General features: G+C 74.3%; 19 protein-coding genes. 8 read left to right on the plus strand and 11 right to left on the minus strand.

All coding sequences use genetic code 11. From position 1 onward, the window contains the following. Window positions 1–3: 3 nt before the first annotated feature. Complete coding sequence (locus ACFYYB_RS00820) at window positions 4–1,386, minus strand: D-alanyl-D-alanine carboxypeptidase family protein (protein ID WP_389432393.1); 1,383 nt, start codon at window positions 1,384–1,386, stop codon at window positions 4–6. A 2,038-nt stretch (window positions 1,387–3,424) separates the two neighbouring features. Between ACFYYB_RS00820 and ACFYYB_RS00825 the strand changes: the two genes are divergently transcribed. Then, window positions 3,425–4,057: an N-acetylmuramoyl-L-alanine amidase gene (locus tag ACFYYB_RS00825; RefSeq protein ID WP_389432395.1), complete on the plus strand. Its 633-nt coding sequence runs from the start codon at window positions 3,425–3,427 to the stop codon at window positions 4,055–4,057. Window positions 4,058–4,166: 109 nt separating this feature from the next. Beyond that, complete coding sequence (locus ACFYYB_RS00830; protein WP_389432396.1) at window positions 4,167–4,604, plus strand: glutaredoxin domain-containing protein; 438 nt, start codon at window positions 4,167–4,169, stop codon at window positions 4,602–4,604. A gap of 7 nt (window positions 4,605–4,611) precedes the next feature. On the opposite strand, the gene ACFYYB_RS00835 is transcribed toward ACFYYB_RS00830, so the two are convergent. After that, window positions 4,612–6,294 (minus strand): chloride channel protein, encoded by a 1,683-nt coding sequence (locus tag ACFYYB_RS00835; RefSeq protein WP_389433432.1) that lies wholly within the window; start codon window positions 6,292–6,294, stop codon window positions 4,612–4,614. Window positions 6,295–6,684: 390 nt separating this feature from the next. On the opposite strand from ACFYYB_RS00835, the gene ACFYYB_RS00840 reads away from it, so the two are divergent. After that, window positions 6,685–8,031, plus strand: coding sequence for a cytochrome P450 (locus ACFYYB_RS00840; RefSeq protein WP_389432398.1), 1,347 nt, complete (start codon window positions 6,685–6,687; stop codon window positions 8,029–8,031). On the opposite strand, the gene ACFYYB_RS00845 is transcribed toward ACFYYB_RS00840, so the two are convergent. Continuing rightward, window positions 8,003–8,752: a ZIP family metal transporter gene (locus tag ACFYYB_RS00845; protein ID WP_389432399.1), complete on the minus strand. Its 750-nt coding sequence runs from the start codon at window positions 8,750–8,752 to the stop codon at window positions 8,003–8,005. The two genes, ACFYYB_RS00840 and ACFYYB_RS00845, sit on opposite strands and share 29 nt — an antisense overlap. A gap of 126 nt (window positions 8,753–8,878) precedes the next feature. Further along, the gene (locus ACFYYB_RS00850) at window positions 8,879–11,473 is read right to left on the minus strand and encodes a YfhO family protein (protein WP_389432400.1); all 2,595 of its coding nucleotides are present in this window, start codon (window positions 11,471–11,473) and stop codon (window positions 8,879–8,881) included. Window positions 11,474–11,711: 238 nt separating this feature from the next. On the opposite strand from ACFYYB_RS00850, the gene ACFYYB_RS00855 reads away from it, so the two are divergent. After that, a complete protein-coding gene (locus ACFYYB_RS00855; protein ID WP_327302518.1) occupies window positions 11,712–12,332 on the plus strand; it encodes an L-threonylcarbamoyladenylate synthase in 621 nt (206 codons plus the stop codon). A gap of 288 nt (window positions 12,333–12,620) precedes the next feature. Here the strand turns inward: ACFYYB_RS00855 and ACFYYB_RS00860 are convergent, their stop codons facing one another. From ACFYYB_RS00860 to ACFYYB_RS00885, 6 genes are all read right to left on the minus strand, one after another. Beyond that, window positions 12,621–12,884 (minus strand): hypothetical protein, encoded by a 264-nt coding sequence (locus ACFYYB_RS00860; protein WP_389432401.1) that lies wholly within the window; start codon window positions 12,882–12,884, stop codon window positions 12,621–12,623. After that, window positions 12,881–13,474, minus strand: a complete 594-nt coding sequence (locus ACFYYB_RS00865; RefSeq protein ID WP_389432403.1) for a TetR family transcriptional regulator — start codon at window positions 13,472–13,474, stop codon at window positions 12,881–12,883. The genes ACFYYB_RS00860 and ACFYYB_RS00865 overlap by 4 nt, the downstream gene beginning before the upstream one ends. Continuing rightward, complete coding sequence (locus ACFYYB_RS00870; RefSeq protein WP_389432404.1) at window positions 13,471–14,934, minus strand: MFS transporter; 1,464 nt, start codon at window positions 14,932–14,934, stop codon at window positions 13,471–13,473. Before ACFYYB_RS00870 ends, ACFYYB_RS00865 begins: the two co-directional genes overlap by 4 nt. Before the next feature lie 78 nt (window positions 14,935–15,012). After that, window positions 15,013–15,924 carry a hypothetical protein gene (locus ACFYYB_RS00875; RefSeq protein ID WP_389432405.1) on the minus strand — a complete coding sequence of 304 codons (912 nt, stop codon included), beginning with the start codon at window positions 15,922–15,924 and terminating at the stop codon, window positions 15,013–15,015. Window positions 15,925–16,002: 78 nt separating this feature from the next. Further along, window positions 16,003–17,382, minus strand: a complete 1,380-nt coding sequence (locus ACFYYB_RS00880; protein WP_389432406.1) for a uracil-xanthine permease family protein — start codon at window positions 17,380–17,382, stop codon at window positions 16,003–16,005. Further along, window positions 17,379–18,509, minus strand: a complete 1,131-nt coding sequence (locus ACFYYB_RS00885) for an aryl-sulfate sulfotransferase (RefSeq protein WP_389432407.1) — start codon at window positions 18,507–18,509, stop codon at window positions 17,379–17,381. Before ACFYYB_RS00885 ends, ACFYYB_RS00880 begins: the two co-directional genes overlap by 4 nt. Window positions 18,510–18,676: 167 nt before the next feature. Here ACFYYB_RS00885 and ACFYYB_RS00890 point away from each other — a divergent pair, with 167 nt between their 5' ends. Beyond that, the gene (locus tag ACFYYB_RS00890; protein ID WP_389432408.1) at window positions 18,677–19,291 is read left to right on the plus strand and encodes a helix-turn-helix domain-containing protein; all 615 of its coding nucleotides are present in this window, start codon (window positions 18,677–18,679) and stop codon (window positions 19,289–19,291) included. A gap of 130 nt (window positions 19,292–19,421) precedes the next feature. Here ACFYYB_RS00890 and ACFYYB_RS00895 read toward each other — a convergent pair whose 3' ends face one another. Continuing rightward, the gene (locus ACFYYB_RS00895) at window positions 19,422–20,591 is read right to left on the minus strand and encodes an AI-2E family transporter (RefSeq protein WP_389432410.1); all 1,170 of its coding nucleotides are present in this window, start codon (window positions 20,589–20,591) and stop codon (window positions 19,422–19,424) included. Window positions 20,592–20,875: 284 nt separating this feature from the next. Here ACFYYB_RS00895 and ACFYYB_RS00900 point away from each other — a divergent pair, with 284 nt between their 5' ends. From ACFYYB_RS00900 to ACFYYB_RS00910, 3 genes are all read left to right on the plus strand, one after another. Then, window positions 20,876–21,247 carry a hypothetical protein gene (locus tag ACFYYB_RS00900; protein WP_327302527.1) on the plus strand — a complete coding sequence of 124 codons (372 nt, stop codon included), beginning with the start codon at window positions 20,876–20,878 and terminating at the stop codon, window positions 21,245–21,247. A gap of 174 nt (window positions 21,248–21,421) precedes the next feature. After that, window positions 21,422–25,429: a helix-turn-helix domain-containing protein gene (locus tag ACFYYB_RS00905; RefSeq protein WP_389432411.1), complete on the plus strand. Its 4,008-nt coding sequence runs from the start codon at window positions 21,422–21,424 to the stop codon at window positions 25,427–25,429. 262 nt (window positions 25,430–25,691) lie between these two features. Further along, window positions 25,692–26,540 (plus strand): C40 family peptidase, encoded by an 849-nt coding sequence (locus ACFYYB_RS00910; protein ID WP_389433433.1) that lies wholly within the window; start codon window positions 25,692–25,694, stop codon window positions 26,538–26,540. The last annotated feature ends 113 nt before the right edge of the window (window positions 26,541–26,653 follow it).

The following is a 26,653-nucleotide window of genomic DNA, read 5'->3' on the forward strand; positions in this document are numbered from 1 at the left end:
CCTTTAGCCGAGGCGGAGGAGTTTCGCGCCGAGGGACGGTTCGGACAGGTCCTTCTGGAGGGCCACGGGGACCGTCGGGGCGCCCGGTCCGGTGCCGATGGTCAGGGTCCCGATCCCGGTGCCGGCCGGCGCGTGCGTGGGGAGGCCGTCGCCGTCGACGGTCAGGCTGAGAGCGAGCTGCTGCCCCGGCACGGCTACGGCGGTCGTGTCGCGGGTGGCCACCACCGGGGTCCGGGTACCGAGCCCGTCGTCCACGTAACCGACGACCTGGCCCTTCTTGATCGCGCCGGCCGGGATCAGTGCCCCGCGGACGGCCTCGATGACCTTCTTGCTGTTCTGCTTGACCAGCTTCAGGCTGTTGGCGCCGTCGGGGTCGGCGCCGGTGACGTGCTGGTCGAGCATCGTGCCGAGGATCAGCGGGGTCTTGTCGCCCACCGTCTTGTACGCCGCCCACATCAGCGCGCCGCCGGCCGCCGAACTGGATCCGGTCTTGATGCCGCTGACGCTGAGTCCGTCGATGAGCAGGTCGCCGTTGTTGTTGATGAGCGGCTCGCTCAGACCGGGGACGGACGCCTGGGGGAGCCTGACGATCGCCCGGAACGCGTCGGACTTCATGACCTCCTCGGCCAGTTTCAGCTGATCGGCGGCGGTGCTCACGGTCTTGGGGTCGAGTCCGCTCGGGTCGGTGTACGTGGTGGAGGTCATGCCGAGCGCCTTGGCCTCGGCGTTCATCTTCTCCACGAACGCGGCCTCGGAGTCGCTTCCGGTGTCCCAACGGGCCAGCAGGCGGGCGATGTTGTTGCCCGAGGGGATCATCAGCATCTTCAGCATGTTCTGCTCGGAGAAGCGGGTGCCGGCCGTCAGGCCCTCGATGCGCGATTCGCTCTTCGAGGCGCCCTCCGCGACGGCCTTGGCGTCGACCTCGATCTGCGGGCCGTCCTCGCCCTTCTTCAGCGGGTGGTCCTTGAGGATCACGTAGGCGGTCATGACCTTGGCGACGCTGGCCGTGGGCACGGGCTTCTGCTCCCCGAACGTCCCGACGTCGCCCGCGCCGCCGATCCGTACGGCGGCCTGGCCCTTCTCCGGCCAGGGCACCTCGAAACGGCCGTCGAGGGTGACGGAGGTCGCGGCGCCCCCGCTGGTGAGGACGGCGTCGGGCAGCGGCCGCAGCGCCTGTACGACGGCCAGTACGGCGACCAGCAGGAGCAGCGGCGGCACCCAGATCCGGACCCGGCGGGCCACCGTCCGGCCGGGGGTCTCGGGCGGCGGCGGGGTATTGGTGAGCTCCGCGAGCAGACCGAGCGCGGGCAACGGCTGCTCGGTGGTCCCCTCGGGGACGGAAACCTCCCCTTGCGCGGTACCGAAGCCCGGGACCCGCCCCGACACCGAACCGGCCCCCGGGGCCGGAGCGGTGCCCGGATCGGCGCCCGGGGCCGGAGCGGTTCCCGGGGCCGTCTCCGTCGCGGGGCCGGCACCCGGCGCCCTTCCCCAACTCGGAGCCCGTCCCGGCGCCGGGTTGGTCCCCCGCCCGGGGTCGACACCCAGTGCCCCTCCCGTAGCCGGGGCGGTCCCCGCGGACGGCCGGGGCTCCCGAGCCGGGACGGAACCCGATCCTTGTCCGGGCCCCGGGGCGCCCGGAGCCGCCGGCCCGGCGGGGGCACGCCGCGCAGGGAGCGGCGCAGCCCCTGACGCCACCGCCCACGTCGGCACGGACGCCGACGCCGACGCCGGCGCCGAGGGGACCTCGTCCAACGGCTTGAGCGCGATGAACTTGCTCGTCTTCTCGGAGTCCGACTCAGGAGGCAGAACGGGACGACCAGCGCCAGAACCGCCGCCCGGCACAGACTCCGACCCGACAGCGGCCCCCGTCCACGAAACGAGCCCCATGCGGGCAGCGTCCCCAGACCCGGAGCCCGAGGCCGAGGCCGAGGCAGAACCGGAGGCGGAGGCAGAGCCAGGGCCGGAGGCCGAGCCGTGGGCAGAGCCGGGGCCGGAGGCGGAGGCAGAGCCAGGGCCGGAGGCGGAGCCGGAGGCCGAGCCGGGGGCAGAGTCGGAGCCGGGACCGGAGACCGAGCCGCGGGCAGAGTCGGAGCCGGGGCCGGAGGCAGAAGCCTGGGCGGGGCCGGGGGCAGAGCCAAGGCTGGAGGCGGAGCCGGGGCCAGAAGCCTGGGCGGGGCCGGAGCCGGAGGCGGACGCGGGTCCGGGGGCGGAGCTGGAGGCGGGTCCGGGGGCTGACTCAGCCTCAGGAAGGGCGGCAGATGCGGCCTCGGCCTCAGGCTCTGCCTCAAGCCCAGCCGCTGATCCGGGAGTAGGCGCAGTCGCAGCTTCGGCGGAGGCAGGCCCTGACCCGGCCTCAACCGCAGGCCCACCCCGACGCCCAGGAGTAGGAGCGGGAGCGGGAGCAGTCTCTGCTTCGGCAGCAGACGCAGCCCCGGCCGTAGCCGCAGGAACAACCCCGAGTGCGGAAGCAGGAGCCGGGGCAGAAGCAGCCTCAGCTTCGGCAGGAGACGCTGACACAACCCTGGCCCCAGCCTCAGGGCCGGTGCCGGGATCCGACGCAGGTTCAGGTTCAGCAGTAGTCGCGGGCCCGGCCAGCGCAGACGCGGGCTCCGCATCGGCCACGGACCCGGCCACCGGCGCGGATCCGGTTGTCGGTTCGGACTTGGCCGCCGGCTCGGACTTGGGCATCTCCTCGGACCCGCCCCCCAGCGCAGACTTGGGCATCGCCTCGGACCCGGCCCCCAGCTCGGACTCGGGCATCAGCGCGGACTCGGGCATCGGCTCGGACCCGGCCCCCAGCTCGGACTCGGGCATCGCCTCGGACTTGGGCTTCGGCGCGGACCCTGCCGCCGGCACCGCATCGGGTGTGCCCGTCGTCGCGGGGGATGCCCCCGGCGCCCGGACCGTGCGCGGGTCCGGGATCGGCGCGGGCTCTCGGTCCGGTCGGGGGGCGGGAGTCGGCGCGGGTGCCCGGTCCGGTCGGGGGGCGGGGGGCGGTGTCTGCGCATCGTGCGGCCCCGGCGTCCTCGCCGGGTGCTCGTCCCTCGTCGCGCCGGGCGTCTCGCCCTCCACCGGTACCGCCGTCATGCCGTACACCGCCTTGCTCGTGCCGTTCTGGATCAGACGCCAGTCTCTGTGGCGCATATGCGCAGGTGATGCGCACGGGATGACCAATTGGTCACAATCCATCGGGCCGGGCCTGCCAGGCCGGGACCGGCATCCGTCGTCGAACGATCATCAAACGATCACGCCCCCATCATGAGCGCCCCGTTGAATCGCCGTTCCCCGACGCGGATTCCCCACGCGAAGCACCACCCGGAACCGGACATCGCTCATGCACCCCAGCCACCCCCACCCCGACCCCCATCCCAACCCTCATCCCCCGCCTCCGTCGAGGCGGCGCCTGCTCGCCGGCGGCGGCGCCGTGTTCCTTGCCGCGACCGCCGCTTCCCTGGTGGCCGCCGCCCGGTCCGGCGGAGCCGGAAGGGCCGGGGACGACCGTGGCCGGGCGGCGGGACAGCCCACCGCCTCGGCCACCGTCTCCCCCGCTTCCGGGTGGATGCCCGGAGTGGCGAAGATCCCGCTGGAGCGTAACTTCGTCCACGGCGACCGTGACGCGCAGCGCGGGCTCGTGCTCCATGTCCAGGAGGGCGAGGGCTCTTTGTACGAGAGGTTCAACACCCCCGGGATCAAGACCTCCTCGCACTTCTGGGTCTCCCGGGACGGGGAGACGGAGCAGTACGTGTCCGTACTGGACCGGGCCTGGGCGCAGGTGGACGGCAACGGGGGCTGGGCCTCGGTCGAGACCTCCGGTTTCGCCACCCGGCCGCTCACCGAGGCGCAAGTCGTGGCCGTGGCCCGCATCTACGCCTGGGGCGCCGGCGCGCACGGCTGGCCGCCGGCCGTCAGCGAACGGCCGGATCAGCCCGGTCTGGGCGTCCACGCCATGGGTGGCGCCGCCTGGGGAGGCCACGCGTGCCCCGGCGGCCTCCGTTCCGGCCAGCGGGCCGAGATCGTCCGCCGGGTGCGTGAACTCCTGCCGCCCGCCGGGGAGTGAGCCGCCACGATCGTGCGGGAGCGCCCGTAGGCGCGTCCTCCCGGCCGGCGTCCCGACCGGGCCGACCCGGTTCGCGCAGCGCTTCGTCTCCTCGGTAGCCTGCGTGACCATGACACGTGCCTGGAAGTTGCCCCTGCTGCTCCTGGTCTGCGGCTCCGCCTTCGCGGCGGGGTCGGTGTTCACGGGGGGCCCCGCCACCGGCGCCGTGCTCCTGCTGATGTTCCTGGTGCTCGCGGGCGTGCACTCGCCCCTCGTCTTCCCGAGGCCGATCACGCTGCTGGAGGCACGGCGCCGCAGTGCGGCCGACGGCCGGCCGGTCGTCCTGTGGCGGCCCGGATGCCCGTACTGCATACGGCTGCGCGTCCGGCTCGGCCGCAACGCCGGCCGACTGCACTGGGTCGACATCTGGCGCGACCCGGCGGGAGCCGAGGCGGCACGTGAGGCCAACGACGGCAACGAGACCGTCCCCACGGTCATCGTGGCCGGCCGGCCCCACACCAACCCCGATCCCACATGGGTGCGTTCCCAGCTCTCCCCGACCGTCTGATCCAGGGTCAGGGGGTGGGCTGGGAAGGCGGGTAGAGGGCCAGCAGGGCCGAGCGGTGGGAGACCCAGCCCAGGAGGCGGAGCCGTTCCTCGTCCAGGACCGGGAGGCCGTCGCCCTCGCTCGCGGCGAGCAGCGGCAGTGCCTCCTGGAGGGACTGGCCGGCGAGCAGGGCCGGCGGGTGGTCCCGTACCGTCTCGACGGGCGTGTACTCGGAGAGTCCCGCGTGCAGGGCCCGGGAGAGGGCGAGCGCCCCGACCGAACCCGCGTAGTGGCCGTGCCGGTCGACCAGCGGCAAGCGCCCGGCGCCCGCCTCGATCATCGCCGTGATCGCCTCGCGCAGGCCGGTGCCGGGCGCGAGCGCGGGTGGTGGCGGTCCCATGGCGGTCCGGACCTCGACGGCGGCCGGGCCGGTCAGGTCCAGGTCGACCCCGCGGCGGCGGAGTTTGGCCGTGTAGACGGTGTCCCGGCTGAGCGCGTGACTGACCCCGGTGGCGACGGCGACGGCGACCATCAGCGGCAGGATGATGCCGTACTCGCCGGTCAGTTCGTAGATGATGACGACGGCGGTGATCGGCGCGCGGGCAGAGCCCGCGAAGACCGCGCCCATCCCGATGACGGCGTAGGTGGTGGCCGAACCGGTCACTCCGGGGGCGAGGCCGTCCATGGTCTGCCCGAAGGCGCTGCCGAGCATGGCGCCGATGAAGAGGCTGGGTGCGAAGACGCCGCCCGAGCCGCCGATCCCGATGGTGACGCTGCACGCGATGATCTTGCCGACGAGCAGCACGAGCAGGAATCCGATCGCGTACCCGCCCACCGCCGCCTTGCCGAGGACCGGGTAGCCGACCCCGTACATCTCGGGCAGGGCCAGCAGGATCGCGCCCAGCACGATGCCGCCGGCGGCCGGACGGAGCCATTCCGGTCGGCCGCGCCAGACGGCGTCGCAGAGGTCTTCCACCCCGTAGAGCACCTTGCTGAAGAGCACGCCCACGGCTCCGGCCACCGCGCCGAGCAGGATGTACAGGGCGTACGCGGCCAGGTGACCGGCGCTCACCGGCACCAGGTCCAGGAACCGCTGGTCGCCGAGGGCCGCGCGTCCGATCACGCTGGCGGTGACCGAGGAGACGGCCACCAGGCCGAAGGCGCGGGCCGTGAAATCGCGCAGGATCAGCTCCATCGCGAAGAAGACGCCGGCCAGGGGTGCGTTGAAGGTGGCGGCGATGCCGCCGGCCGCGCCGCAGGCGACCAGCAGCCGCATCCGTTCCTCGCGCATGCGCAGGAGGGCTCCGGCGGTGGAGCCAAGGGCGGCCCCGATCTGGACGATGGGGCCTTCGCGGCCCACGGAGCCGCCGCCGCCGATGCAGAGCGCGGACGCGAGCGATTTCACCACCGCGACCCGAGGCGGGATCCGGCCACCCTGGCGGGCGACCGCGTACATCACCTCGGGGACCCCGTGGCCGCGCGCCTCCTTGGCGTAGCGGTAGACGAGCGGTCCGTAGAGCGCGCCCGCGACCACGGGCGCGAGCAGTACGAAGTACGGTCCGAGCCAGGGCACGTACGGGTTGTCGGCGTGCCCGGCGGCGGAGTAGTCGTCGTGGCCGGACAGCGCCTTGGTGAAGACCTCGATCAGCCAGCGGAAGGCCACCGCGCCCAGTCCCGCTCCGGCGCCCACGAGGACCGCGGGCAGCAGCATCGCGGCCTGGGTGCGGTTCAGCGCGTCCCGTGCGGCGTCCGCCGGGAACGAGTACGAGAACGGGCCCATCGCCACTCCTCAGGAACCGATCCACTGCCGATCGCGCGTCCCGGCCCCTGACCACGATCCCCCGGACCCCCATCCAACGGGCCGCCTCCCGCCGGGGCCCGGAGGCGGGCCGCAGGTACACCCGCCCGGCGTAGGGCCAACGGGACCGGGAACGGACGGTGCGCGGCGCCCCGCCGGACGGGGCTCCGCACCTGGCCGAAGGCCGACCCCCGCCCGTTCCCGGTCCCGTACAGTCCGTGCTGCCGCCGGCCCGGCGCGGGCGGAACCCGTCGAAACGCACCCGGCCGGCGAACGGCCGAACGGACGAACAGGGGAACACCGATGGCCATCGAAGCCGGTCCCGTGGGCCGTCTCAGTCCCCCGGTCCCCGAGCTGGACCCCGCCGTCGTGGCACGCTGGAGCGCGGGAGGAGGCCAGCTCGTGGAGCTGCTCGCCGAGGTCTGCGGGCGGCTCGGCGGGGTCGGCGCGTTCCGGCTCGGGGGGCCCGAGGCCGGGCCCAGCGAGCGGCCGACCGTGCTGGTCACCGGGCCGGAGGCGATCCAGCAGGTGCTGGCCCTCCATCCGCAGCGCTACGTCAAGCGTGCGCACCGCGCCCGGCTGCTGGTCGGGGAAGGTGTGCTCTCCGCGACCGGCGAGGCGTGGAAGCGTCAACGGCGCCTCCTGCAGTCGCAGTTCACGGGGACCGGGATGCGCCGCTACGAGCAGCGGATCGCCGGGGCCGCGCGGACGGCCGCCGGGCGCTGGGCCGCGTACGCCCGTACCGGGGAGGTCTTCGACGTCGGCGAGGAGATGCGGCGCTTCGCCCTCGACACCATCTGGCGCTCCCTGACCGGTCATCCGCTGGACGCGGACACCGACCGTGAACTGGGCGCGGTCGCGGCCGTGGTGGCGGCGCTGCCGACGCTGCCCGCCGATTCCACCGGCGCCGGGGAGGCGGTCGCCGCCGATCTGGCCAGGATCGACGCCGTGGCCCACCAGGCCGTCGCCGCCGCCCGCCGGGGCTCCGCGGGCCCCGACGGGCCGGGGCTGCTCCACCTGCTGGTGGAGGCGTCCGCCGAGCGGCCCGAGTACACCGACCGGCTGATCCGCGACGAGCTGGTCACGCTGCTGGTCGCCGGGCACGAGACCACGGCCACCACCCTGACCTGGCTGTACTTGCTCCTCGACCGCCACCCCGAGGCCCGCACCCGGGCCCTCGCGGCGGGCCCCGCTGGCTCCGCCGAACGCCGCGAGGCGATCCAGGCCCTGGTCAGCGAGACGCTGCGGCTGTACCCGTCCGCCTGGATCCTGCCCCGGCACGCCGTCGAGGACGACGTCCTGGGCGGCTTCGCCGTCGAGGCGGGCACCGACGTCGTCGTCTGCCCCTACCTCGCGCACCGCGACCCCGTGCTGTGGCCCGATCCCGAGCGCTTCGACCCGCCGCGCTTCACCGTTCCGGGCGGGCGGCCGTCCGTCCCGGGCGGGTACGTGCCCTTCGGCATCGGCCCCCGCGCCTGCCTCGGGCTGCAGTTCGCGCTGCGCGAGTCGGTCGTGCTGCTGGAACACCTGCTGCCGGGCCGTGTGCCGGCCTTCCTGTCCGTCCCGGACGGGGCCGCCTACAGCATCACGGTCCGTCCGGACGGACCGACGCCGGCCACGCTCACAGATCGCCCAGCCCCAGGGCGGTGAGGAAGCCCGCCACCGTGACCAGCCCGGTGGCGAGGTGGGCGTCCTCCTGGGCCTCCGGGAGCATGGTGTCGGCGATCATCGCGAGGATGGCGCCGGCCGCGAAGGCCGTGACCGCGGCGAGGACCTGCGGCGGGGCGTCACCGAGCAGGGCGTTGCCGAGCAGCGCGGCCGCGCCGCTGAGGAGGGCGATCCCGCCCCAGAGTCCGAAGACGTACCGCCTGCCGCGGCCCGCGGTGCGCATGCCGGCGGCGCTGGCCATGCCTTCGGGGACGTTGCTGATGAAGACGGCGCCGATGGTGGCCAGTCCGACGGATCCGCCGCCGAGCAGGCTCGCGCCGATCACCACGGACTCGGGCACCCCGTCGAGGACGGCTCCCATCGCGATGGCGCTGCCCGAGCCGGGCTGCTGCTCCTCGGAGGGCTGGTGGCCGCCCGAGCGTTTGCGGTGCCGGCCGCCGCGCCGGGCCAGCAGGGCGTTGCCCGCGCTGTAGACGGCCGCGCCCGCGGCCGTGCCGAGCGCGGTGGGGAGCAGGCCGCCCGTGTCGTGGGCCTCGGCGATCAGGTCGTAGGAGACCGCCGCGATGAGCACGCCGGAGCCGAAGGCCATGATCAGGGCGATCAGCCGGCGCGGCACCGCGAAGAAGGTGCCGAGGGCCGCGCCCGCCAGCAGGGCGCTGCCGGCGAGGAGCCCCCAGGCACCGGCCACGAGTGCGTCGTACACGCTGTGCTTCCTTCCCCCTATTCCGTCGACTCCGTGGAATCGGTGGGATCGGTGATCGAGGACGACGCGCTCATTGTTCCCGTTGTTCCCCTCGGCCCCGGTGGGACGGGCCGGTGGTGACCGGGATCACCGCCGGCGGGACCGCCGGCGCGCGCCGACCATGACGCCCGCGATGAGCAGCAGGCCCGCCGCGGCGGCGCCCAGCCCGGGCCGGAGCCCTTCGGGGGTGTACGAGCACGACACCCGGTCGGCGCCGCCGGATCCCAGGGGGATGCCGAGCAGCCCCTGGTACGAGATCGGGGCGCGGGACGTGCCACCGTCCACCGAGCACATCCAGCCCGGGGAGGCCGTGGTGGCCAGCACCGCGGTGCCGGTCGAGCCCTTGGGGAGCCGGGCCTCGACGGAGTGACCGCCGGCCGTGACGTCGGTGGCCCCGCCGGACTTCAGCCCGGTCACGGCCGCGTCGAAGGCGGCCTGGTCGAGGCAGCCCAGCGCGTCGGGCGGCAGGACCTGGCCGTCCTTGGGGGTGCGCACGGAGAAGGTGAAGCGGCCGTCGGCTCCCGCCTTGCCCAGTTCCTTGATCGGAGCGCTGACCGCGGGAGGCCTGGCGGAGAAGCTGTCGCGGCGGCCGGTGCCTTCGGCCCGGGCGGTCGCGTTCAGGTCGGGTGCGTAGACGAAGGCGCGTGCGCCGGGGGTGCACTTTCCGGTGAAGGTGGCCCAGCTCTCCGGGCCCTCGCCCGTGCCCTTGGTCAGGGGGAAGCCCTTCCCGGGTGCCGGGGCGGGCGCGGCCGGAGCTCCGACGCGGGTCAGCGGGGGCACGGTGTAGACCTTGGCGCCGAGGGCGGCCTGGCGCCGGGCCCAGACGGAGCCTTCGGGGGCCCCGTAGGCCTGGTCGCTGCCGTTGGCGCGCAAGGTGACCAGCGGTGGGGCGGGCAGGGTGCGCACGGTGACGCCGTCCGCGCCGGCCGGTTCGAGGACGGTGCCGACGCCGAGCAGGGCCCGCAGGACCGGGTCGTTCGCGGGCCACAGGTGGCGGCCGCCCATGCCCTGGCCGAGGCCGAGCCCGCGCAGGGCGGTCGCGGTCTCCACGCTGACGTAGCTGCTGTAGTAGGAGCCGCCCTGGCCGCCGACCAGTATCGCGTCGTTGTTGGTGACGAAGATCCCCGGTCCGGCGTCGGCGCGGGTGGCGGGCCAGTTCCGGTGTGCGTCCAGGGCCTCCTGCGCGCTCCGGCCGAGCTCGGTCATCGTCTGGGGACGGCTGGGGCCGCGGCGGCGGGGGTCGTTGGCGACGGCGTTGCCGTAGACGGTGTAGGTGGTGCCGGCGAAGACGGAGAAGGCCAGCAGCAGCATGACCCCGATGCGCAGGGGTCGGCGCAGCCCGCGCGCGTAGAAGAGCAGCAGGACGGCGGTGACGGCGCCGCCGATCAGGACGCCCTTGAGGGCGTGCCGGTTGACCGCCGGGTAGTCGTAGGTGGCCGCGACGAGCAGGGCCAGCAGGCCGGCGCCGCCGAGCAGGGCCCGGGGCCGGGGCATGTGGGCGAGGCAGATCCAGGCGGCCATCGCCAGCATGCCGCTGAACACGAAGGACTCGCGGAAGGGGGCGCCGTGCGGGAGGGCCCCGCCCTGCCAGAGCTTGGCGGTCGGGACGAAGACGAAGGAGAGCCCGGTCAGCACGATGAGCGAGAGCCAGGCGAGGCGTTCGCGGACGTGCACCTTCGACTGGAAGGGCAGGGTCAGGACGAGGAGGAGGACGAGCACCCCGGCGTAGACGTTCGGTGCCGGCGTGATCGGGTGGGTCCCCGGTATGAGCATCGACAGGAAGGTCAGCGGGTCGGTCTTCACGCTGACCACGTACAGCTCGGTGGGCTGGGCCCGCTTGTTGGCGAGGGCGCACACCAGGATGGCCGGGGCGGCGAGGAGCAGGCCGGTGCCGGTCATGGTGGCGGCCCGCCACAGCGCCCGGCCGCGGGTGCGCCAGTCGGTGTCGGCGAGCAGGAGCCGTACGAGGAAGACGAGCGCGGTGGCCATGGTGGCCATGGCGGCGGTGTAGAAGTTGGCGTACCAGCACAAAGCGAACAGGAGGCTGCCGAGCACCCAGCGGCGGCCGGTCAGACACCAGTCGGCGGCTATGCCCAGCATCGGTATCGCGACCAGGCCCCAGGTCCACATCGGGACGATGGTGCCCTCGGTGACTCCCCAGCCGCAGACGGCGTAGCCGACGGCGATCAGGGAGCGCAGCCAGGGCGAGCCGGGGCGCAGGCGCCCCAGGTACACGGTCATCAGCGCGGCGGCGAGGCCGATGCTGCAGAGGCTGACGAGGTAGACGGAGAGTTCCGCGTGCTCCCGCGGCAGAAGGCCGGCCAGCAGGGAGAACGGATTGCCGAGATAGGTGAAGAAGTCGCCGAGGAATCCGACGCCGTACCCGCTCTGCCAGTTGAACAGGAGGTCGCCCTGGGCGTTGCCGTGCAGGAGGTCCCAGAGGTGGGTGTGGAAGGGGACGTACTGGTGGCGCAGGTCGTTCGTGGCGCGCGGGATGTCTCCGAAGGGATACACGCCGCGTGCCGCCAGGCCGGCGCTGTAGGCCCCCATGGATATGAGTGCGGCGACGAGAGCGGAGAGGAATGCGATATTCCGCTTGACCCCGCCGGCCTGCGCCTCGACCTCTCTGCGACGTCCCGTCGAGAGGGGTTTTCCAGCGGGCGGCAGCGAAGTGGCGGTCATATGTGGCAAACCCTCGTGCGTGAATTATCGGCCACAGTCAGGCCGCCGATCCACGCACCCTATGTACACCGCCGAAAAATTCATGCATCCGATGCGGCAAATATGATCGCAATCACGGGAAGGTATGGTCCAGGCGGCATAAAAACCGGACAATTAACCCTTTTCCACCCACCCTGTCCTGGGGGAGCTCCCGGCCCGGACAGGATGCCGGAACCACCGGATCCCGTAGGCTCGTCGGATGGCAAAGTACTTCGACGTACACCCCGAAAACCCCCAGCCCCGCGCGATCGGCAGCATCGCCGACGGCATCCGCGCGGGCGGGCTCGTCGCCTATCCGACGGACTCCTGCTACGCGCTGGGCGCCCAGTTGGGCAACCGTGACGGGGTGGACCGCATCCGGTCCATCCGGCAGCTCGACGACCGCCACCATTTCACCCTGGTGTGCGAGAACTTCGCGCAGCTCGGCCAGTTCGTCATCATCGACAACGACGTCTTCCGCGCGATCAAGGCGTCCACCCCCGGCAGCTACACCTTCATCCTCCCGGCGACGAAGGAAGTACCGCGCCAGCTCCAGCACCCCAAGAAGAAGACGGTCGGCGTGCGCATCCCCGACCACGTCGTGGTCCAGGCGCTGCTGGCCGAGCTCGGCGAGCCGATGCTGTCGAGCACGCTGCTCCTGCCCGACGAGGCGGAGCCGATGACGCAGGGCTGGGAGATCAAGGACCGCCTCGACCACGTCGTCGACATGGTGGTCGACTCGGGCGAGTGCGGGACGCTGCCGACGACGGTCATCGACTTCTCCAGCGGCGAGGCCGAGATCGTCCGGCGGGGCGCGGGGGACACCACCCGCTTCGAGTGACGGCATTCCGGGTGACGGCGTACGGGCGGGGGGGGGGGCGGGGCGGGCCCCCCCCCCCCCCCCCCCCGGCCAAACCGCGGGAGGCCCCCCCGGGCGGGGCCCCCCCCCGCCCCCCCCCGCCCGGCCGGCGGGGGGGGGGGGGGGGGGCCCCCCCCCCGGGGGGGGGGGGGGGCCCGGGGGGGGGGGGGGGGGGGGGGGGGGGGCGGCGGGCCCCCCCCCCCCGCCCGTACGCCTCATGAAGACCGTTCGTCAGGACCGCTTGTCAGGGCCGCACGGCGGAACCGCGCGTCAGGACTGACTGTCGGTGGGCGGGTGCAGGACGGGCTTGAGGCCGTAGTCGAGCTCGGAGCCGTCCACGAGGAGCGCTTCCACCGTTCGGGTGACCGGATCGATGTCCGCCACCATCCCGTCACCCGAGTAGCGCGGGTAGCCGGAGGCGCCGTTCTGGCCGGTCGGTGCGACGACGGCCGAGCGGACGGCGTCATCGGCCGACCCCTCCACCACGTGTTCGGGCACCAGCAGGATCTCGAAGCTCTGCGGTTCGGTACTCATCCCCCGACGCTAACCGGGTCCCGCGGATCACGCCGTGCGGCGCCGCCGTCGATGAGCACCTGGAGCCCGGGCGCATACAGGTCCGCCAGTCGTCCGGGCGGGGTACGGGTACCCGCGCCGTCGGGGCGGTGCAGGCTCAGCGTCGCGCCCAGGCCCAGCAGCTGGCCGGCGATCAGCTCGGCGCGCAGCTCCCGGTCGGCGCCGGCGAGACGGGCCGCGAGACGGGCGGTGACCTGTTCGCGGAAGCGCTCGCGCAGCAGGGTGCGCTCGTCGTCGATGCCCAGCGAGAAGACCACGCGCAGCAGCGGGTCCCCGCGGAGCTCGTCGCGCAGCCGGACCACGGTCAGGACGAGGTGGCGGCCCAGGACGGCCGGCTCCGCCGCGAACAGGGCGTCGGCGGCCGGTTCGAAGTCGGCGACCGTGTTGAACAGCCCCTCCTTGCTGCCGAACCGCTTCACGATCAGCGACGGGCTGACGCCGGCGTCGGCCGCGATGCCGCGCAGGGTGACTTCGGCGTAGGGGCGCAGGGTGAAGGCCCTGCGGGCGGCGCGCACGATGGCGTCGCGGCCCGACTCCTCGGCGGTGGTCATGTGCCCTCCCGGAGCGCGGGCGCGGACTCGGTCACCCCGACCGTACCGGCCGCACCGGCCCGCGCGGACGCCGCCGCCCTGCCCGGCGGCAGGCAGAGGGCCGCCGCCAGCGCGGCGAGCGCCGCGCCGCCCGCGATCAGGAAGATCAGCAGGTACGCGTGCAAGGTGGGGGCGCTGCGTCCGCCCACCCGGAAGGTGACCTGGGCGAGTACGGCCGCGACGACGGCGCTGCAGCAGGCCTGGCCGACGGAGCGCATCAGGGTGGTGAGGCCGTTCGCGGCGCCCGTCTCGGTCACGGGGACGGCCCGCATCACGAGCGCCGGCAGCGCCGAGTAGGCGAGGGCGGTACCGCAGGCGACCACCGTGGCACCGGCCACGATCAGCCAGAGGGCGTGGCTGGTGAAGAAGCGGACGAGGTAGCCGAACGTCATGACCGCCGCGCCGAGGGCCAGCGCGGTCCGCGGGCCGTACGCGGCGGAGAGCCGTGCCGACACCGGGGACAGCGCGACCATGGCCAGGCCGCCGGGCAGCAGGCACAGGCCGCTCACCACGAGGGAGGCGCCGAGCCCGTACCCCGTGCTCGTCGGCTCCTGCACGAGCTGGGCGGTGACCAGGGAGTTCCCGTAGAAGGCGAAGCCTATGAGCAGGGCCGCGAGGTTGGTGAGCAGCACGGCGGGGCGCACCGAGACCCGCAGGTCGACCATCGGGGAGGCGGTGCGCAGCTCGTGGCGCCCCCAGAGGATGGCGACGGCCGGGGCGGTGACGAGCAGCGCGAGCGTGGGCGGTGCCGTCCAGCCCCAGTCGGCGCCCTGGGTGATCGCGAGGAGCAGGGCCACGAGGACGGTGGCCAGGCCCAGGGTGCCCGGTACGTCGAACCGGCCGCGGGTGCGCGTCGGGGACTCGGGGACGGTCCACAGGACGAGGAGGACGTCCAGCACTCCGAGGGCGGCCGAAGCCCAGAACATGGTGTGCCAGTCGAAGCGGTCGACGACGAGGGCCGCGACCGGGAGGCCGATCGCGGCGCCGATCCCGAGCGTGGAGCTCATGAGCGCGATGGACGGCAGGACGCGTTCCGGCGGGAGTTCGTCGCGGATGATGCTGATGCCGAGGGGGATGACGGCGAGCGCGGTGCCCTGGAGCGCGCGGCCCGCGATCAGGACCGAGATGTCGGAGCTGATCGCGCACAGCACGGACCCGGCGGTGAGGACGCCCAGCGAGGCCAGGAGCACGCGGCGTTTGCCGTACATGTCCCCGACCCGGCCCAGTACGGGGGTGCAGACGGCGCCGGTGAGCAGGGTGACGGTGACCAGCCAGCCCGCGGCGGCGCGGCTGCTGCCCGTCAGGTCCGGGATGTGCGGCAGGAGGGGGACGACCAGGGTCTGCATGACGGCGACGACGGCCCCGCAGAACGCGAGGACGGCGACCATCGGGCGGGGGCGGGGGTGCGTTGTGGCGGACATACGGCTCCCGGACACTGGCCCGACGGCGGGGGTGCACACGCGTTCACCCCCAGGGTAAACGCGTGTGCACCCCCTCGTCTACGAGCGCCGTGAGCCGTCCACCGGCGGCACGGCCGCCTCGTCCCCGGCGGCCGAGGGGTGGCGCAGCAGACCGCGCGCCCACCGTTCGTTCAGGCCCGCGAGGAAGCCGATGGCCGCCCAGAAGAACCAGGTCCTGACCAGGGCCCCGTGTCCGTCGGCGGAGAGCGGGCCGGGCCCGCACAGTTCGGCCGGGGTGGCCGGCGGGGTGAGGAGGGTGAGGATCCCGCCGGCGACGAGAAGGTAGAGCGCGGTGGCCAGGAACCACCCGACCACCACCCGGTACCAGCCCTCCTGGCGCAGCGCCCGGGACAGCTGGACCGGATCCGCGGCCGGACCGCCGGACCCACCGGACCCACCGGACCCGCCGGGGCTGTCGCGGATGAGCTGCCGGGGATCGCGCAGCCGGACGATGACGCTGAAGACCGCGCCCATGGCGCCGCCGGCGAAACACACCAGCGCTCCCGCCAGGGCGAGCCGCTCCTGGCAGCCGAGGCCCGCGCCGAAGAGCCGGGGCACCCACTCCCCCAGTGCGAAGACCACGAGCAGGATCATCGGACTGACGACGATCCCGCAGGTCAGTCCGGTGTTCAGGCCGCGCGCCCCGGCGGTGGCCGTATCGGCCTCCAGCCGCGTCGCGGCCAGCGCGACGGCCGTCTCCAGCCGGGCCACGTCCGCCCCCTGGGCCACGGCGCGCAGGGCCCGGAGCAGCTCGTCCGTGACGGCGGCGCGCGTGCGCCGCTCGAAGGCCCGCTGCGCGGCCGTGTGCAGGCCGTCGAGGCGGAGCATCAGCTCCGGTTCGGCACACCACAGTTCCCGCAGCCGCTCAGGATCGATGCCGGGCACGTCTTCCAGTGCCCGTATCTCGCCGTCGGCCGCGCCGTCGAACCACTCGCGCACATCGCGCAGCATCGGCTTCCCCTCTTCGCACAGCAGTTGTACCCGCCTTCGCCGCGCGAGGATAGCCGCAAGCCCGGCGGAGCACCGCCGTCAGTCCGCGGGACCGGCCTTGCCGGGTGTCCCGCCGCTCCCGAACGCGCGGAAGAGGGCGTGGAGCAGGACCGCGGTGAGCGTGCCCGCCACCACCCCGCTGCCGAGGACGGTCCGGGCCCAGGTGGGGAACCCCTGGTAGAGGTCGGGGGCCACCACCGGCAGCAGTCCGGCCGTGAGGGCCAGCGCGATCACGGTGGAACCCCCGCCGGCGCCGGGCGCCGTCCGCCCGAGCATGTCGACGCCCATCACCGCGATGATCCCGTAGATCACCAGGGCGGATCCGCCCACAACGGGTGCGGGGACGGCGGCGAGCAGCCGGGAGACGGGTGCCAGCAGGCCGACGGCGATGAGCAGCACTCCGGCGCCGGCGGTCACGAAGCGGCTGCGGACCCCGGTGAGGCGCCCGATGCCGATGTTCTCGGCGCTCGTGACCATCAGCGAGGTGCCGAAGAGCCCGCCGAACACGGAGATCAGGGCGTCGGCCCGGGCCACCCGGGGCACATCGCGTCCGGGGTCGCTCGCGCGGCCCACGGTCTCGCTGTTCAGGACGGTCTGCCCGGTGATCTCCGCGAGGGTGGTCAGGCTGAAGACGAGCAGGGGCAGCGCGGCGAGCACGTCGAACTGCGGAGCGCCGTACGGGAGGAGGTGCGGCAGGGTCAGTCCCCCGCCGGCTCCGCCCACGGGCCCGAAGTGGCCGAGGCCGGTCGCGAGCGCGATGAGGGTGCCCGCTCCCATGCCGAGGAGCACGGCGGTCTGCCGCCAGATCCCGCGCAGCACCATGAGGAAGAGCACGGTGCAGCCGATGGTGGCTCCGGCCAGCACGACGGCCGAGGGCGCGGCGTATCCGGGGCTCCCGGGGCGGCCGGTGACCAGCTGGGCGGCGACCCGGATCATGGCGATCCCGATGAGCAGCACGGTGGTGCCCATGACCAGGGGCGGGAAGAGCCGTACGACTTTGGCGTAGAAGGGGAGCACGGCGAAGAGCAGCGCGGCGGCGAGGAGCACCGAGCCGGTCGCGGTCGCGGGGCCGTGGTCCTTGGCTATCTGCAGGAAGAGGGCGGTGGCCGCCCCGCCGGGGAGCATGACGAACGGCAGCCGGGCCCCGAACCGCCACACCCCGAGGGACTGGAGCAGGGTGCCGGCTCCGCAGAGCACGAGGGTGGCGCTGAGCAGGGAGGCGGTGTGCGCGGCGGTGAGGCCGAGGGCCTGGCCGGTGAGGAACGTGGTGGAGACGGGCGCGGCCACCATGGCCAGTACGTGCTGGGCGGACAGCGGTGCCAGTCGGCGCAGCGGCACCCGCTCGTCCACGGGACTCACCGGGCCGGCCGGGCCCACCGGGTCCGCGGTCTTCGCGTCCCGCGTGGGGGCGGCGCTCATCGGGCGGCCTCTCTGTCCAGCCAGGGCAGCTCTTCGGCGGTGTACCGGTAGGCGCGGAAGACCGCGTTGGGTTCGGACGGGAACAGCCCGCGCACCTCGGACTCCTGGTAGGCGCCGAAGTGGGGGACGACGTACTCCCAGCAGAGGTAGCCCTCGGGGGTCACCTCGAAGAGGCGGCCGGACGGGGAGTCGGTGACCAGGGTGTTGCCTCCGGCGAGGCGCTGGGCGCTGCCCATGAACGGGGCGAAGAAGGCCTCGCGGGCGGGGTCGTGGTACTCCCAGACCACCTTGCCCGAGGAGCGCTCGATCTCGATGACGCGGGAGTAGGGGACGTCCGATCCGGGCCGGAAGACGCCGTTGTCGAACACCAGCACCCGGCCGTCGGCGAGTTCGGTGGGGGCGTGCTGCTGCGAGACGACTCCGGGCTCGGTGCGCCAGAGGATCTCGCCGGTCTCCCGGCTGATGACGACCACGGCGGAGACGCTGCGCAGGCTGGCGAGGACGTTCCCGTCGGCGAGCGGTACGACGCTGTTGATCAGCGGCCAGTGTTCGCGCGCGTAGTCGGGGTGCAGGGCGTACTCGGCCCGGTCGAGGTGTTCGGCCGCGCTCCACGACCAGCGTACGGAGCCGTCGGCGTCGACCTCGGTGATGGTGTCGGCCCACACCGTGCCGTCGGCCGCCTCCGAGCCGGGCACTCCGCCGAGCACACCCGCCGCGTCGGCGCCCCGCAGGGGTTCGAGCGCGGTGTACAGGACGCGGCCGCCGCCGAGGTGGTGGGCGTCGTGGTGCTGGAGCGGATCGCGGTGTTCGCGCAGGACCGTGCCGTCCGGGGCGGCTTCGAGCATCACGCCGCCGCGGTACTTGTGCCACATCGGGAAGAGGGCCTCCTCACCGGGGAGCACGCCGCTGTAGGCCAGGTTCCCGTCGGCGAGGATCCGGGCGTGCCGGCCGGGGCGGTAGGGCAGGTGCCACGCGTGGACCACCTCGCCGTGGATGTCGATCAGGTAGACCTCGCCGGTGCCGGTGAGCGGGGCGTAGAGGGTGTACCCGCCTTCGGAGGCGGCGGGGTCGAGGGCGATGAGACCGGTGCCGCGGCGGCGGCGGAAGTTCTGGTCGACCGGGGGCATGCGGGTGTCCTCCTGTGGAGCGTGAAACTTTGTTTGATGCGAGCAATCTCCTTTGAAGTTAGCGGCGCATTGTTGCGGCACTGTGAAGGGAGTGCGAAGCCCGCGGCGAGGTGCGGGAAGATGATCGTCAGAGGCGGCGGCGAGCGAGGAACGGGGTGGGCGGCCAGGTGGAAGACGAGACCTCGGAGCGGCGGATCGGTGCGGGCATCCGCAGACGGCGCAGGGCTCTGGACCTGACCCTCGCCGAGGTGGCCGTGCGCAGCGGGCTGTCCTCGCCCTTCCTCAGCCAGATCGAGAACGACCGGGCCCGCCCCAGCATGCGTTCGCTCCAGCGGGTGGCCGACGCCCTGGACACCACGGCCGTGCAGCTGCTGGCCGCCGGGGAGACCCCGCGCCGAGTGGACATCGTGCGGGCCGACGCCGATCCCGGGCTCGAATCCGGGCTCGAATCCGGGGTCGGTTCCGGGCAAGGTTCCGGGACGGATGCGACGGCCCGGGTCCGTCCGCTCGTACGCGGTCAGCACCAGATGCACGCCCTGGAGTTCACCGGGGACCACGACGCCGAGCGCGCGTTCCGGCACCGCAACGACGAACTGATGTACGTGGCCGACGGCGCCGCCGAGGTCGAGGCCGACGGGCGGACCCACCGCCTGGGCCGCGGCGACACGCTGTATCTCACCGGCGGGGTGGAGCACCGATGGCGGGCGGTGGAGGCGGGCACGCGGGTGCTGCTCGTCGCCGTCGCCGATCACGTCGAGGCCGTCGTGGACGCCCTGGGCTGAGGCGGGACCGGAACGCCTCGGCCGAGGCGGGACCGGACCCCTCAGCCGAGGCGGGACCGGAACGCCTGGACCGAGGCGGACCCGGAACCCGTGGGCCGAGGCGGGGCCGGGCCCCCTCGGCTCCCGAGGGTCAGTCCCCCGTGCCGGCCTTGCGCAGGGACCGGTGCACGGACCAGGCCACCGAGACCAGGGGCACCGCCACCACGGCCCCCACGATCCCGGCGGCGATGGCTCCCGCGACCACCGAGAGGGCCACCACCAGCGGGTGCAGGCGCACCGCCCAGCTCATCACCAGGGGATGCAGCAGGTGCCCTTCGATCTGGCCGATCACCACGATGAGCGCGACCACCAGGGCCGCCACGAGCGGTCCCTTGGTGGCGAGGGCGACGACGGCGGCCACGCCGAGGGCCACCGGGGAGCCGATGAGCGGGACGAAGGCGGCGACGAACTCCAGCAGGGCGAGCGGGACGGCCAGCGGGACGCCCAGGAGGTAGAGCGCGACGCCCACGAGGACGGCGTTGGTCGCGGCCACGAGCACGATGCCGTGGGTGTAGCCGGTGAAGGTCCGCCACGCGGCGGGTCCGGCGACGGCCACCCGGTCCCGTACGCCCAGCGGCAGTTGTCCGCAGAACCAGCTCCAGTGCCGGTCGCCCGAGTGGATGAAGAAGACGGAGCAGAACAGCGCCAGGGCCACCACGGTGAACACCGCCACGACCCGTCCCGCGCCGCTCAGCGCCGTGCTCAGCAGGGTGGAGCGGTGGCTGGAGAGGTAGTCCCCGATCTTCGACTGGGCATCGCTCAGGGCGTGCGCGTCGAGCCGCAGCGGCGGACCCTGGAGCCAGTTCTGGATGCGCTCCAGCCCGACCTTGAACTCGCCGACCAGCGCGGGCCATTCCCCCGCGACAGCCTCGCCGACCAGCGCGAGGGCGCCGAGCACGAGGATCAGGCTGCCGATCAGCGAGCAGGCCACGGCGAGCCCGCGGGGCATCACCCGGGCCAGCAGTCCGGCCGGCGGGCGCAGCATGGCCGCCGCGACCAGACCGAGGAAGAGGGCCAGGGCGATCTCGTGGAACCGTCCCAGGACGGCGAAGACCGCGTACGCCGCCGCGCCGACGACCAGCAGCCGCCAGGCGTAGCCGGCCGCGGTCCGCAGGGCCGGGGCGACCGGGGTCGCCGCCCGGGCCGCGGCCGGGGACCCCGTGCGCCCCGGGGTACGGGCCCGGCCGGTCCGGCCTTCGCCGAGGGGACGGCCGCCGGGCGGGAGCCGGCGGGCGGGCCGCGTCACGAGTCGCCTGGTCATGTGCGGCCGCACCTCCGGGGTGTGTTGGTCCCCTCGGGCTATCACCCCGGTGGCGGCGGCCCGGTGCGCCGCGCAGCGCGTTCGCCCGAAGGCCTCATCACCGTTGGGCCGAAGGAGCCGAATGAGCGGGCACGGCCGTTGCCCCTCCTTCGGCGAGTGCGCTGGTCACAGGGGGTTTCCCGGGCCGGACCGGCGACGGGCGACGGGAAACCCGTCGACCCCGGTGCCCGCCGGGGACAGGCTCTTGGTGTCAGCACGGAGCAAGACCCGAGGGGACACCCACCATGCGCAAGATGATCCGCGGCGCCGCCGCCTTCGCCACCGCCGCCGCCGCCGTCGTCGCCCTGAGCGGAGCCGCCGGGGCGTCCGGCGCGCAGCCGGCCGACACGTGGGCCGGGTGCCCGGACGGGGCGGTCTGCATCTACCCGCAGAACCAGAACCCGGCCGTCAGCCCGAGCCACGTCTTCTACAGCTACGGGGCGCACAACCTGAGCAACCAGTTCGGCAACCACTGGGTCCTCAACAACCAGTACGGCGGGGCCACCGCACGCCTGTGCGCCGGCTCCAACGGGGCCAACTGCGGCAACCCCATCGCCCAGGGCACCGGGGTCTACGCCGACCTCGGGCCGATCAACTCGATCACCCTCAACCGCTAGCGGCTCACGGGCGGGTACGCCCGTTCGGCACGCGCAAGGACGTTCCGGAGACCGGCCCGCGGCCGGGCTCCGGAACGCCGTCGTTTCACGCCACACCGCACGCTTGGCCGGTCGGCCGTCCGACCCCCGCGCTAGCCTGGGCACCTGCCTCTCACAGCCTGGGCGCACATTGCCATGGGGGACCTCTTGGGGGATCCGGACCGCGCGAGCGGGACAGCGGCGGCCTTTCCCGCCCGGTTGAGAAGGCTGCGCGTGCAGCGCGGCCTGTCGCTGGGCGAGCTCGCCCGCCGGACGCACTACAGCAAGGGCTACCTCAGCAAGATCGAGACCGGCGCGAAGCCGGTCACCCACGACGTGGCCCGCAGTTGCGACCGGGCCCTCGGGGCCGAGGGCGAACTCCTGGGGCTGGTACCGGAACTCGCCCCCGGCATCGACGGGTCCGGGCCGCCCCCGGCAGGATCGCGAGCCGGTCCGGCCGGTCCGCCCCACCAGCGCGGTCCGCAGGCGGACGGCGCGTGCCCCTACCGCGGTCTGTCGGCGTTCACCCCGCAGGACGCCCGGTGGTTCTTCGGCCGGGAGCGGGCCACGGCCGCCCTCGTCGAACGGGTCCACGACCGGCTCGGCCAGGGCCCGTTGCTCCTCGTCGCCCGATCGGGCGCGGGCAAGTCCTCGCTGCTCAGCGCGGGTCTGGTACCGGCGCTGCGGAGCGGCGGCTTCCCGGCGCCGGGGGCCGACGGCTGGCCGGTCGTCCGGTTCACCCCCACCGCGCACCCGCTGCGGGAACTGCTCGACGCCACCGCCAAGGTGGTGGGGGGCGATCTCGGCGTCAACCCGGAACGGTTGAGGGCCCGCCCGGAACTGCTGCTCGAATCCGTCCACCGGCTGACGTCCGGCATCGGCCCCCTCCCCGGCGCGGGCGGGCGCAGGCTCCCGACGGTGCGGCCGGTGCTGCTGGTCGACCAGTTCGAAGAGCTGTTCACCCTCTGCTCCGACGAGGAGGAGCGCCGGGCCTTCGTACGGGTGCTCCTCGCCCTGGCCTCGCCGCCGGGCGTTTCCCCGGCCTCTCCCCCGGTTCCTCCACCGGCCGCGCCGCCCGGGGCCGGGTACGACCCCGCCGTCGTCGTGCTCGGTGTGCGGGCCGACTTCTCCGGGGAGTGCCTGGACCTGCCGGAGCTGGCCGCCGTGTTCAGCGACGGGCTGTTCGTCCTGCCCCCGATGTCCGTGGCGGAGCTGCGGGAATCGATCACGCGCCCGGCGGAGCTCGCCGGGCTCGTCCTGGAGCCGGGGCTGGTCCCGCTGTTGCTGCGGGACGCGGACGTACGGGACCCCGTACGGGAACCGGGCGCCGGGGATCCCGGTGCCGCGGACCCCGGGGCCCGCGCCGGCGGCGGGCCGGACGCCTGGCCCGGGGAGGCTCCTTCCAGCGCCCTGCCCCTGATGTCCCACGCGCTGATGGCCACCTGGCAGCGGCGCGAGGGAGCCACGCTGACCGTCGCGGGATACGAGTACGCCGGCGGCCTCCAGGGCGCCGTGGCCCGCAGCGCCGAGCAGGTGTTCGCCAAGCTGGATCCGGCCGAGCAGCGGATGGTCCGGCGGCTCCTCGTCCGGCTGGTGCACATCGCCGACGGCACGGGGCCGACCCGGCGCCGGATGGGCCGCACCGCCCTGCTGGAGGGGCAGGCCGACACCGTGCGGGCCGCGGCCGCCCTCGACGCCTTCGTCCGGGCCCGGCTGATCAGCGCGGACAGCGACACCGTCGAGATCACCCACGAGGCCCTGCTGCACGCCTGGCCCCGGCTGCGCGGCTGGATCCGCGCCGACCGGGCCGGGCTGCTCGTCCACCAGCACCTGGCCCAGGCCGCCGACGAATGGGTGCGCGAGGCCCGCGACCCGTCCGTGCTCTACCGCGGCAGCCGCCTCGCCACCGCCCGCACCTGGGCCGACGAGCTGGACGGCCGCAGCCGGCTGGGCCCCCGGGAGGCGTCCTTCCTCGACGCGAGCCGGGCCGCGGAGGAGACCCGCCACCGTCAGGAGCTGCTCCGGGTCCGCCTGCACCAGCGGATGCTGGCCACGCTCGTCGTCCTGCTGCTGCTGGCGCTGACCGCCGGCGGGGTGGCGTACCAGCAGCGCGCGGGGGCGCTCGCCCAGGAGCGGACCGCCCGTTCCCAGGCGCTGGCGGCCCGGTCGCTGTCGCTGTCCGCCGGCCAGCCCGAGGCCTCCATGCTGCTCGCCGGGGAGGCCTACCGGGCCGAAGCGACGCCCGAGGCGCGCGGCGCCCTGCTCAGTACCCAGTCCCAGCCCTTCCTGGCACGGCTCGACGGACACGGCGGGCCGGTCAACGCGGTGGCCTTCGCGCCGGACGGCCGGCTGCTGGCGACGGCCGGCTCCGACGGGAAGGTGCTGCTGAGGCGGGTGGCCGACCGGAGCCCCGTCGCCGCCTTCACCGCGCCCGGCCGGGTGCGCGCGGTCGCCTTCAGCCCCGACGGGCGGACCCTGGCTGCCGGTTCCACCGACGGCCCGGTCCGGCTCTGGCCGCTCGGCGCGGACGGCGGAGCGGGCGGCGGCTCCGTGTCGCTGCTGCCCCCGAGCACGGCGGGCGCCCGGGCGGTGGCCTTCGCCCCCGACGGGGGCACCCTCGCCGTGGCCACCGCCGACGGGACCGTCCAGTTGCGGGACACGGCCGGGGAACACGGCGTGCGCGCCGTCCTGACCGGGCACACCGCGCGGGTCAACACCCTGGCGTACGCCCCGGACGGCCGGAGCCTCGTATCGGCCGGCGCCGACGGGACCGTACGGCTGTGGGACACGCGGCGGGCGGAGCCGGCCGGTGTGCTGGAGGGGCACGCCGGGGAGGTGCTGGGCGCGGCCTTCGCGCCGGACGGCCGTACGGTCGCCACCGGCGGGGTCGACCGTACGGTGCGCCTGTGGGACGTCGGCGGGCGGCGCGCGGCCGCGACGCTGGCCGGGCACAGCGACGACGTCAACTCCGTGGCCTACACGCCGGACGGCACCACCGTCATCAGCGGCGGCGGCGACGGCACCACCCGGCTGTGGGACGTCCGCGGCGGCCGGCTCACGGCCACGCTGGCCGGCCACACCGACTACGTGCTCGCCGTCTCCGTGGATCCGGCGGGGTCGGTGCTCGCCACCGCCGCGTTCGACCAGTCCGTCGTGCTCTGGGACCTGCGGGGTCCGGTGCTGACGGCGCGTCCGTTCACGGAGGTGTGGCACGCCGCGTACAGCCCCGACGGGAAGCTCCTGGCGACGGCGGACGCAGACCACACCGTGCTGCTGTGGGACGTGCCCGAACGGCGGGTTCTGGCCACTTTCTCGGGGCACGCCGAGACGGTGTTCTCGGTGGCCTTCGCCCCCGACGGCCGCACCCTCGCCTCCGCCGGAGCCGACGGCACCGTACGCCTCTGGGACACCGCCGCCCGTACTCCTCTCGCCACCCTCACCGGACACACCGGGACCGTGTTCTCAGTGGCCTTCGCCCCCGACGGCCGCACCCTCGCCTCCGCCGGAGCCGACGGCACCGTACGCCTCTGGGACACCGCCGCCCGTACTCCCCTCGCCACCCTCACCGGGCACACCGACTTCGCCAACGACGTGGTCTTCAGCCCCGACGGGCGGACCCTGGCCAGCGCCGGGGACGATCTGACCGTCCGGTTGTGGGACGTGGCCGGGCGCCGCCCGCTCGCCGCGCTCAGCGGTCACGCGGGGGCGGTGCGGGCCGTCGCCTTCGCCCCGGACGGGCGGACCCTGGCGAGCAGCGGCAACGACGGCACCGTACGGCTGTGGGACGCGGAGCAGCGGCGCGTCACGGCGGTGCTGACCGGGCACACGGGATCGGCGCGGGCCGTCGCCTTCTCCCCCGACGGGCGGACCCTGGCGAGCAGCGGCAACGACCGTACGGTGCGGCTGTGGGACGTCCCCGGTCAGCGGCTGCTGGCGGCGCTGTCGGGTCACACCAACGCGGTGTGGGGGGTCGTCTTCTCCCCCGACGGGCGGACCCTGGCGAGCAGCAGCAACGACGGCACCGTGCGGCTGTGGGACCCGGACCCCGGCGCCCGACTGGCGGCCATCTGCCGGACGGTGGGCCGCCTGGGACCGCGGGAGCGGCAGGCTCTGGCGCCCGGTCTGCCCGCCGGGGCGGCGCGCCGCTGCCAGGCCGTCTCCTAAGCCGTCCGGGGTTTCCTCCAGGGTTTCCCGTTGCCCGTTCGGGTGGTGCCGCGTCCGGCTCTCGACGGGGCGCGGCGGGGGCCGACAGGCTGGTCGCGAGTGCGGCGCCGCCGGTCGAATGCCGGTCGGACGGCCGCGCTTCGCCACCACCACGCCCCGTGAAACGAGGTCTCCCATGGCGCCTCCCGCTGCGTCTCCCCTCTCGCCGCCTCTCTCGCCTCCCGCCGTGTCTCCCGCCGTGCATCGCGCCGTGCATCGCGCCGTGTGGCGCCGCACAGGTCTCATCGGCACGCTCCTCGCGCTCCTGGCCGTGCTCCTCTGCACCCCCGCCGTCCCGGCGGCCGCCGAGGGCGATTGCCGGGTCCTGGCCCCCGGGGCCTCGGCGGCGGCCGAGCGCGCCGTCGCCGCCGGCTGCGAACAGGTGGGAAAGGGGGTCTGGTACACCTGGGGCGGTGGTCACGGCCCCACGCCCGGTGCCACGTACGGGCAGGTGGACCCCACCGATCCGGCGAGCGAGCACGATCCCGAACGGCTCGGCTTCGACTGCTCGGGGTTCGTCCGCCACGCGTACGCGCGGGCCACCGGCTCGGACCCGCTCGACGGGGTGGCCAGTGCGCAGTACTACACGCACCGGGCGGCCGCCCGCTTCACGGCCGCCCAGGGGCTCGCGCCGCTGCTCCCCGGCGACCTGCTGGTGTGGGGGACCTCCCGCGACCTGCACCACATCGCCCTCTACCTCGGGGCGGGGAAGGTCGCGGAGGCCCGCCAGTCGGGCACCAAGCTGATGGTCAGTGAGGTCACCGACGCCCGGCTGTCGAACGGCTATCACGGGGCGGTCCGCGTGGACACCGGCCCGGTCACGGGACACGTGTTCCAGACCTGGGGCACCGGTGTCTGGACCAAGGAGCAGCCCGCGACGGGGGCCGCCCGCGTCTACGCCTTCCCCGGGCCGACGACCATCCGCGTCGGGTGCCAGAAGCACGCGGAGTCCGTGACCTCGGACGGCTACACCAATGACGCCTGGTCCTACCTTCCGGACTATCAGGCGTGGATGACGAATATTTACGTCCGCGGGGCGGCTTGGCTGGAAAACGTGCCTACCTGTCGTTGATCATCCGTAAGGTCGGAAACGAACCACAAACCCCCCAAGCCGGCCGGCCCGGCCCATTTCGAGGAGCAACGTGCGCCCGTCTGCGTACCTGTCGTACCCGTCGCACCAGTCCA

Origin of the sequence: Streptomyces sp. NPDC002886 (genome assembly GCF_042888445.1) — a bacterium.
GTDB lineage: Bacteria > Actinomycetota > Actinomycetes > Streptomycetales > Streptomycetaceae > Streptomyces.

What these genes read in the sequence shown, in the direction of transcription:
- ACFYYB_RS00850 (WP_389432400.1), bottom strand. Translation starts at nt 11,473, where the DNA reads ATGACCGCCACTTCGCTGCCGCCCGCTGGAAAACCCCTCTCGACGGGA.
- ACFYYB_RS00895 (WP_389432410.1), bottom strand. Translation starts at nt 20,591, where the DNA reads ATGACCAGGCGACTCGTGACGCGGCCCGCCCGCCGGCTCCCGCCCGGC.
- ACFYYB_RS00885 (WP_389432407.1), bottom strand. Translation starts at nt 18,509, where the DNA reads ATGCCCCCGGTCGACCAGAACTTCCGCCGCCGCCGCGGCACCGGTCTC.
- ACFYYB_RS00835 (WP_389433432.1), bottom strand. Translation starts at nt 6,294, where the DNA reads ATGCTGCTGCCCGCGGTCCTCGTGGGCGCCGGAGCGGGACTGGGCGCG.
- ACFYYB_RS00905 (WP_389432411.1), top strand. Translation starts at nt 21,422, where the DNA reads ATGGGGGACCTCTTGGGGGATCCGGACCGCGCGAGCGGGACAGCGGCG.
- ACFYYB_RS00870 (WP_389432404.1), bottom strand. Translation starts at nt 14,934, where the DNA reads ATGTCCGCCACAACGCACCCCCGCCCCCGCCCGATGGTCGCCGTCCTC.
- ACFYYB_RS00830 (WP_389432396.1), top strand. Translation starts at nt 4,167, where the DNA reads ATGACACGTGCCTGGAAGTTGCCCCTGCTGCTCCTGGTCTGCGGCTCC.
- ACFYYB_RS00840 (WP_389432398.1), top strand. Translation starts at nt 6,685, where the DNA reads ATGGCCATCGAAGCCGGTCCCGTGGGCCGTCTCAGTCCCCCGGTCCCC.
- ACFYYB_RS00860 (WP_389432401.1), bottom strand. Translation starts at nt 12,884, where the DNA reads ATGAGTACCGAACCGCAGAGCTTCGAGATCCTGCTGGTGCCCGAACAC.
- ACFYYB_RS00865 (WP_389432403.1), bottom strand. Translation starts at nt 13,474, where the DNA reads ATGACCACCGCCGAGGAGTCGGGCCGCGACGCCATCGTGCGCGCCGCC.
- ACFYYB_RS00880 (WP_389432406.1), bottom strand. Translation starts at nt 17,382, where the DNA reads ATGAGCGCCGCCCCCACGCGGGACGCGAAGACCGCGGACCCGGTGGGC.
- ACFYYB_RS00900 (WP_327302527.1), top strand. Translation starts at nt 20,876, where the DNA reads ATGCGCAAGATGATCCGCGGCGCCGCCGCCTTCGCCACCGCCGCCGCC.
- ACFYYB_RS00855 (WP_327302518.1), top strand. Translation starts at nt 11,712, where the DNA reads ATGGCAAAGTACTTCGACGTACACCCCGAAAACCCCCAGCCCCGCGCG.
- ACFYYB_RS00875 (WP_389432405.1), bottom strand. Translation starts at nt 15,924, where the DNA reads ATGCTGCGCGATGTGCGCGAGTGGTTCGACGGCGCGGCCGACGGCGAG.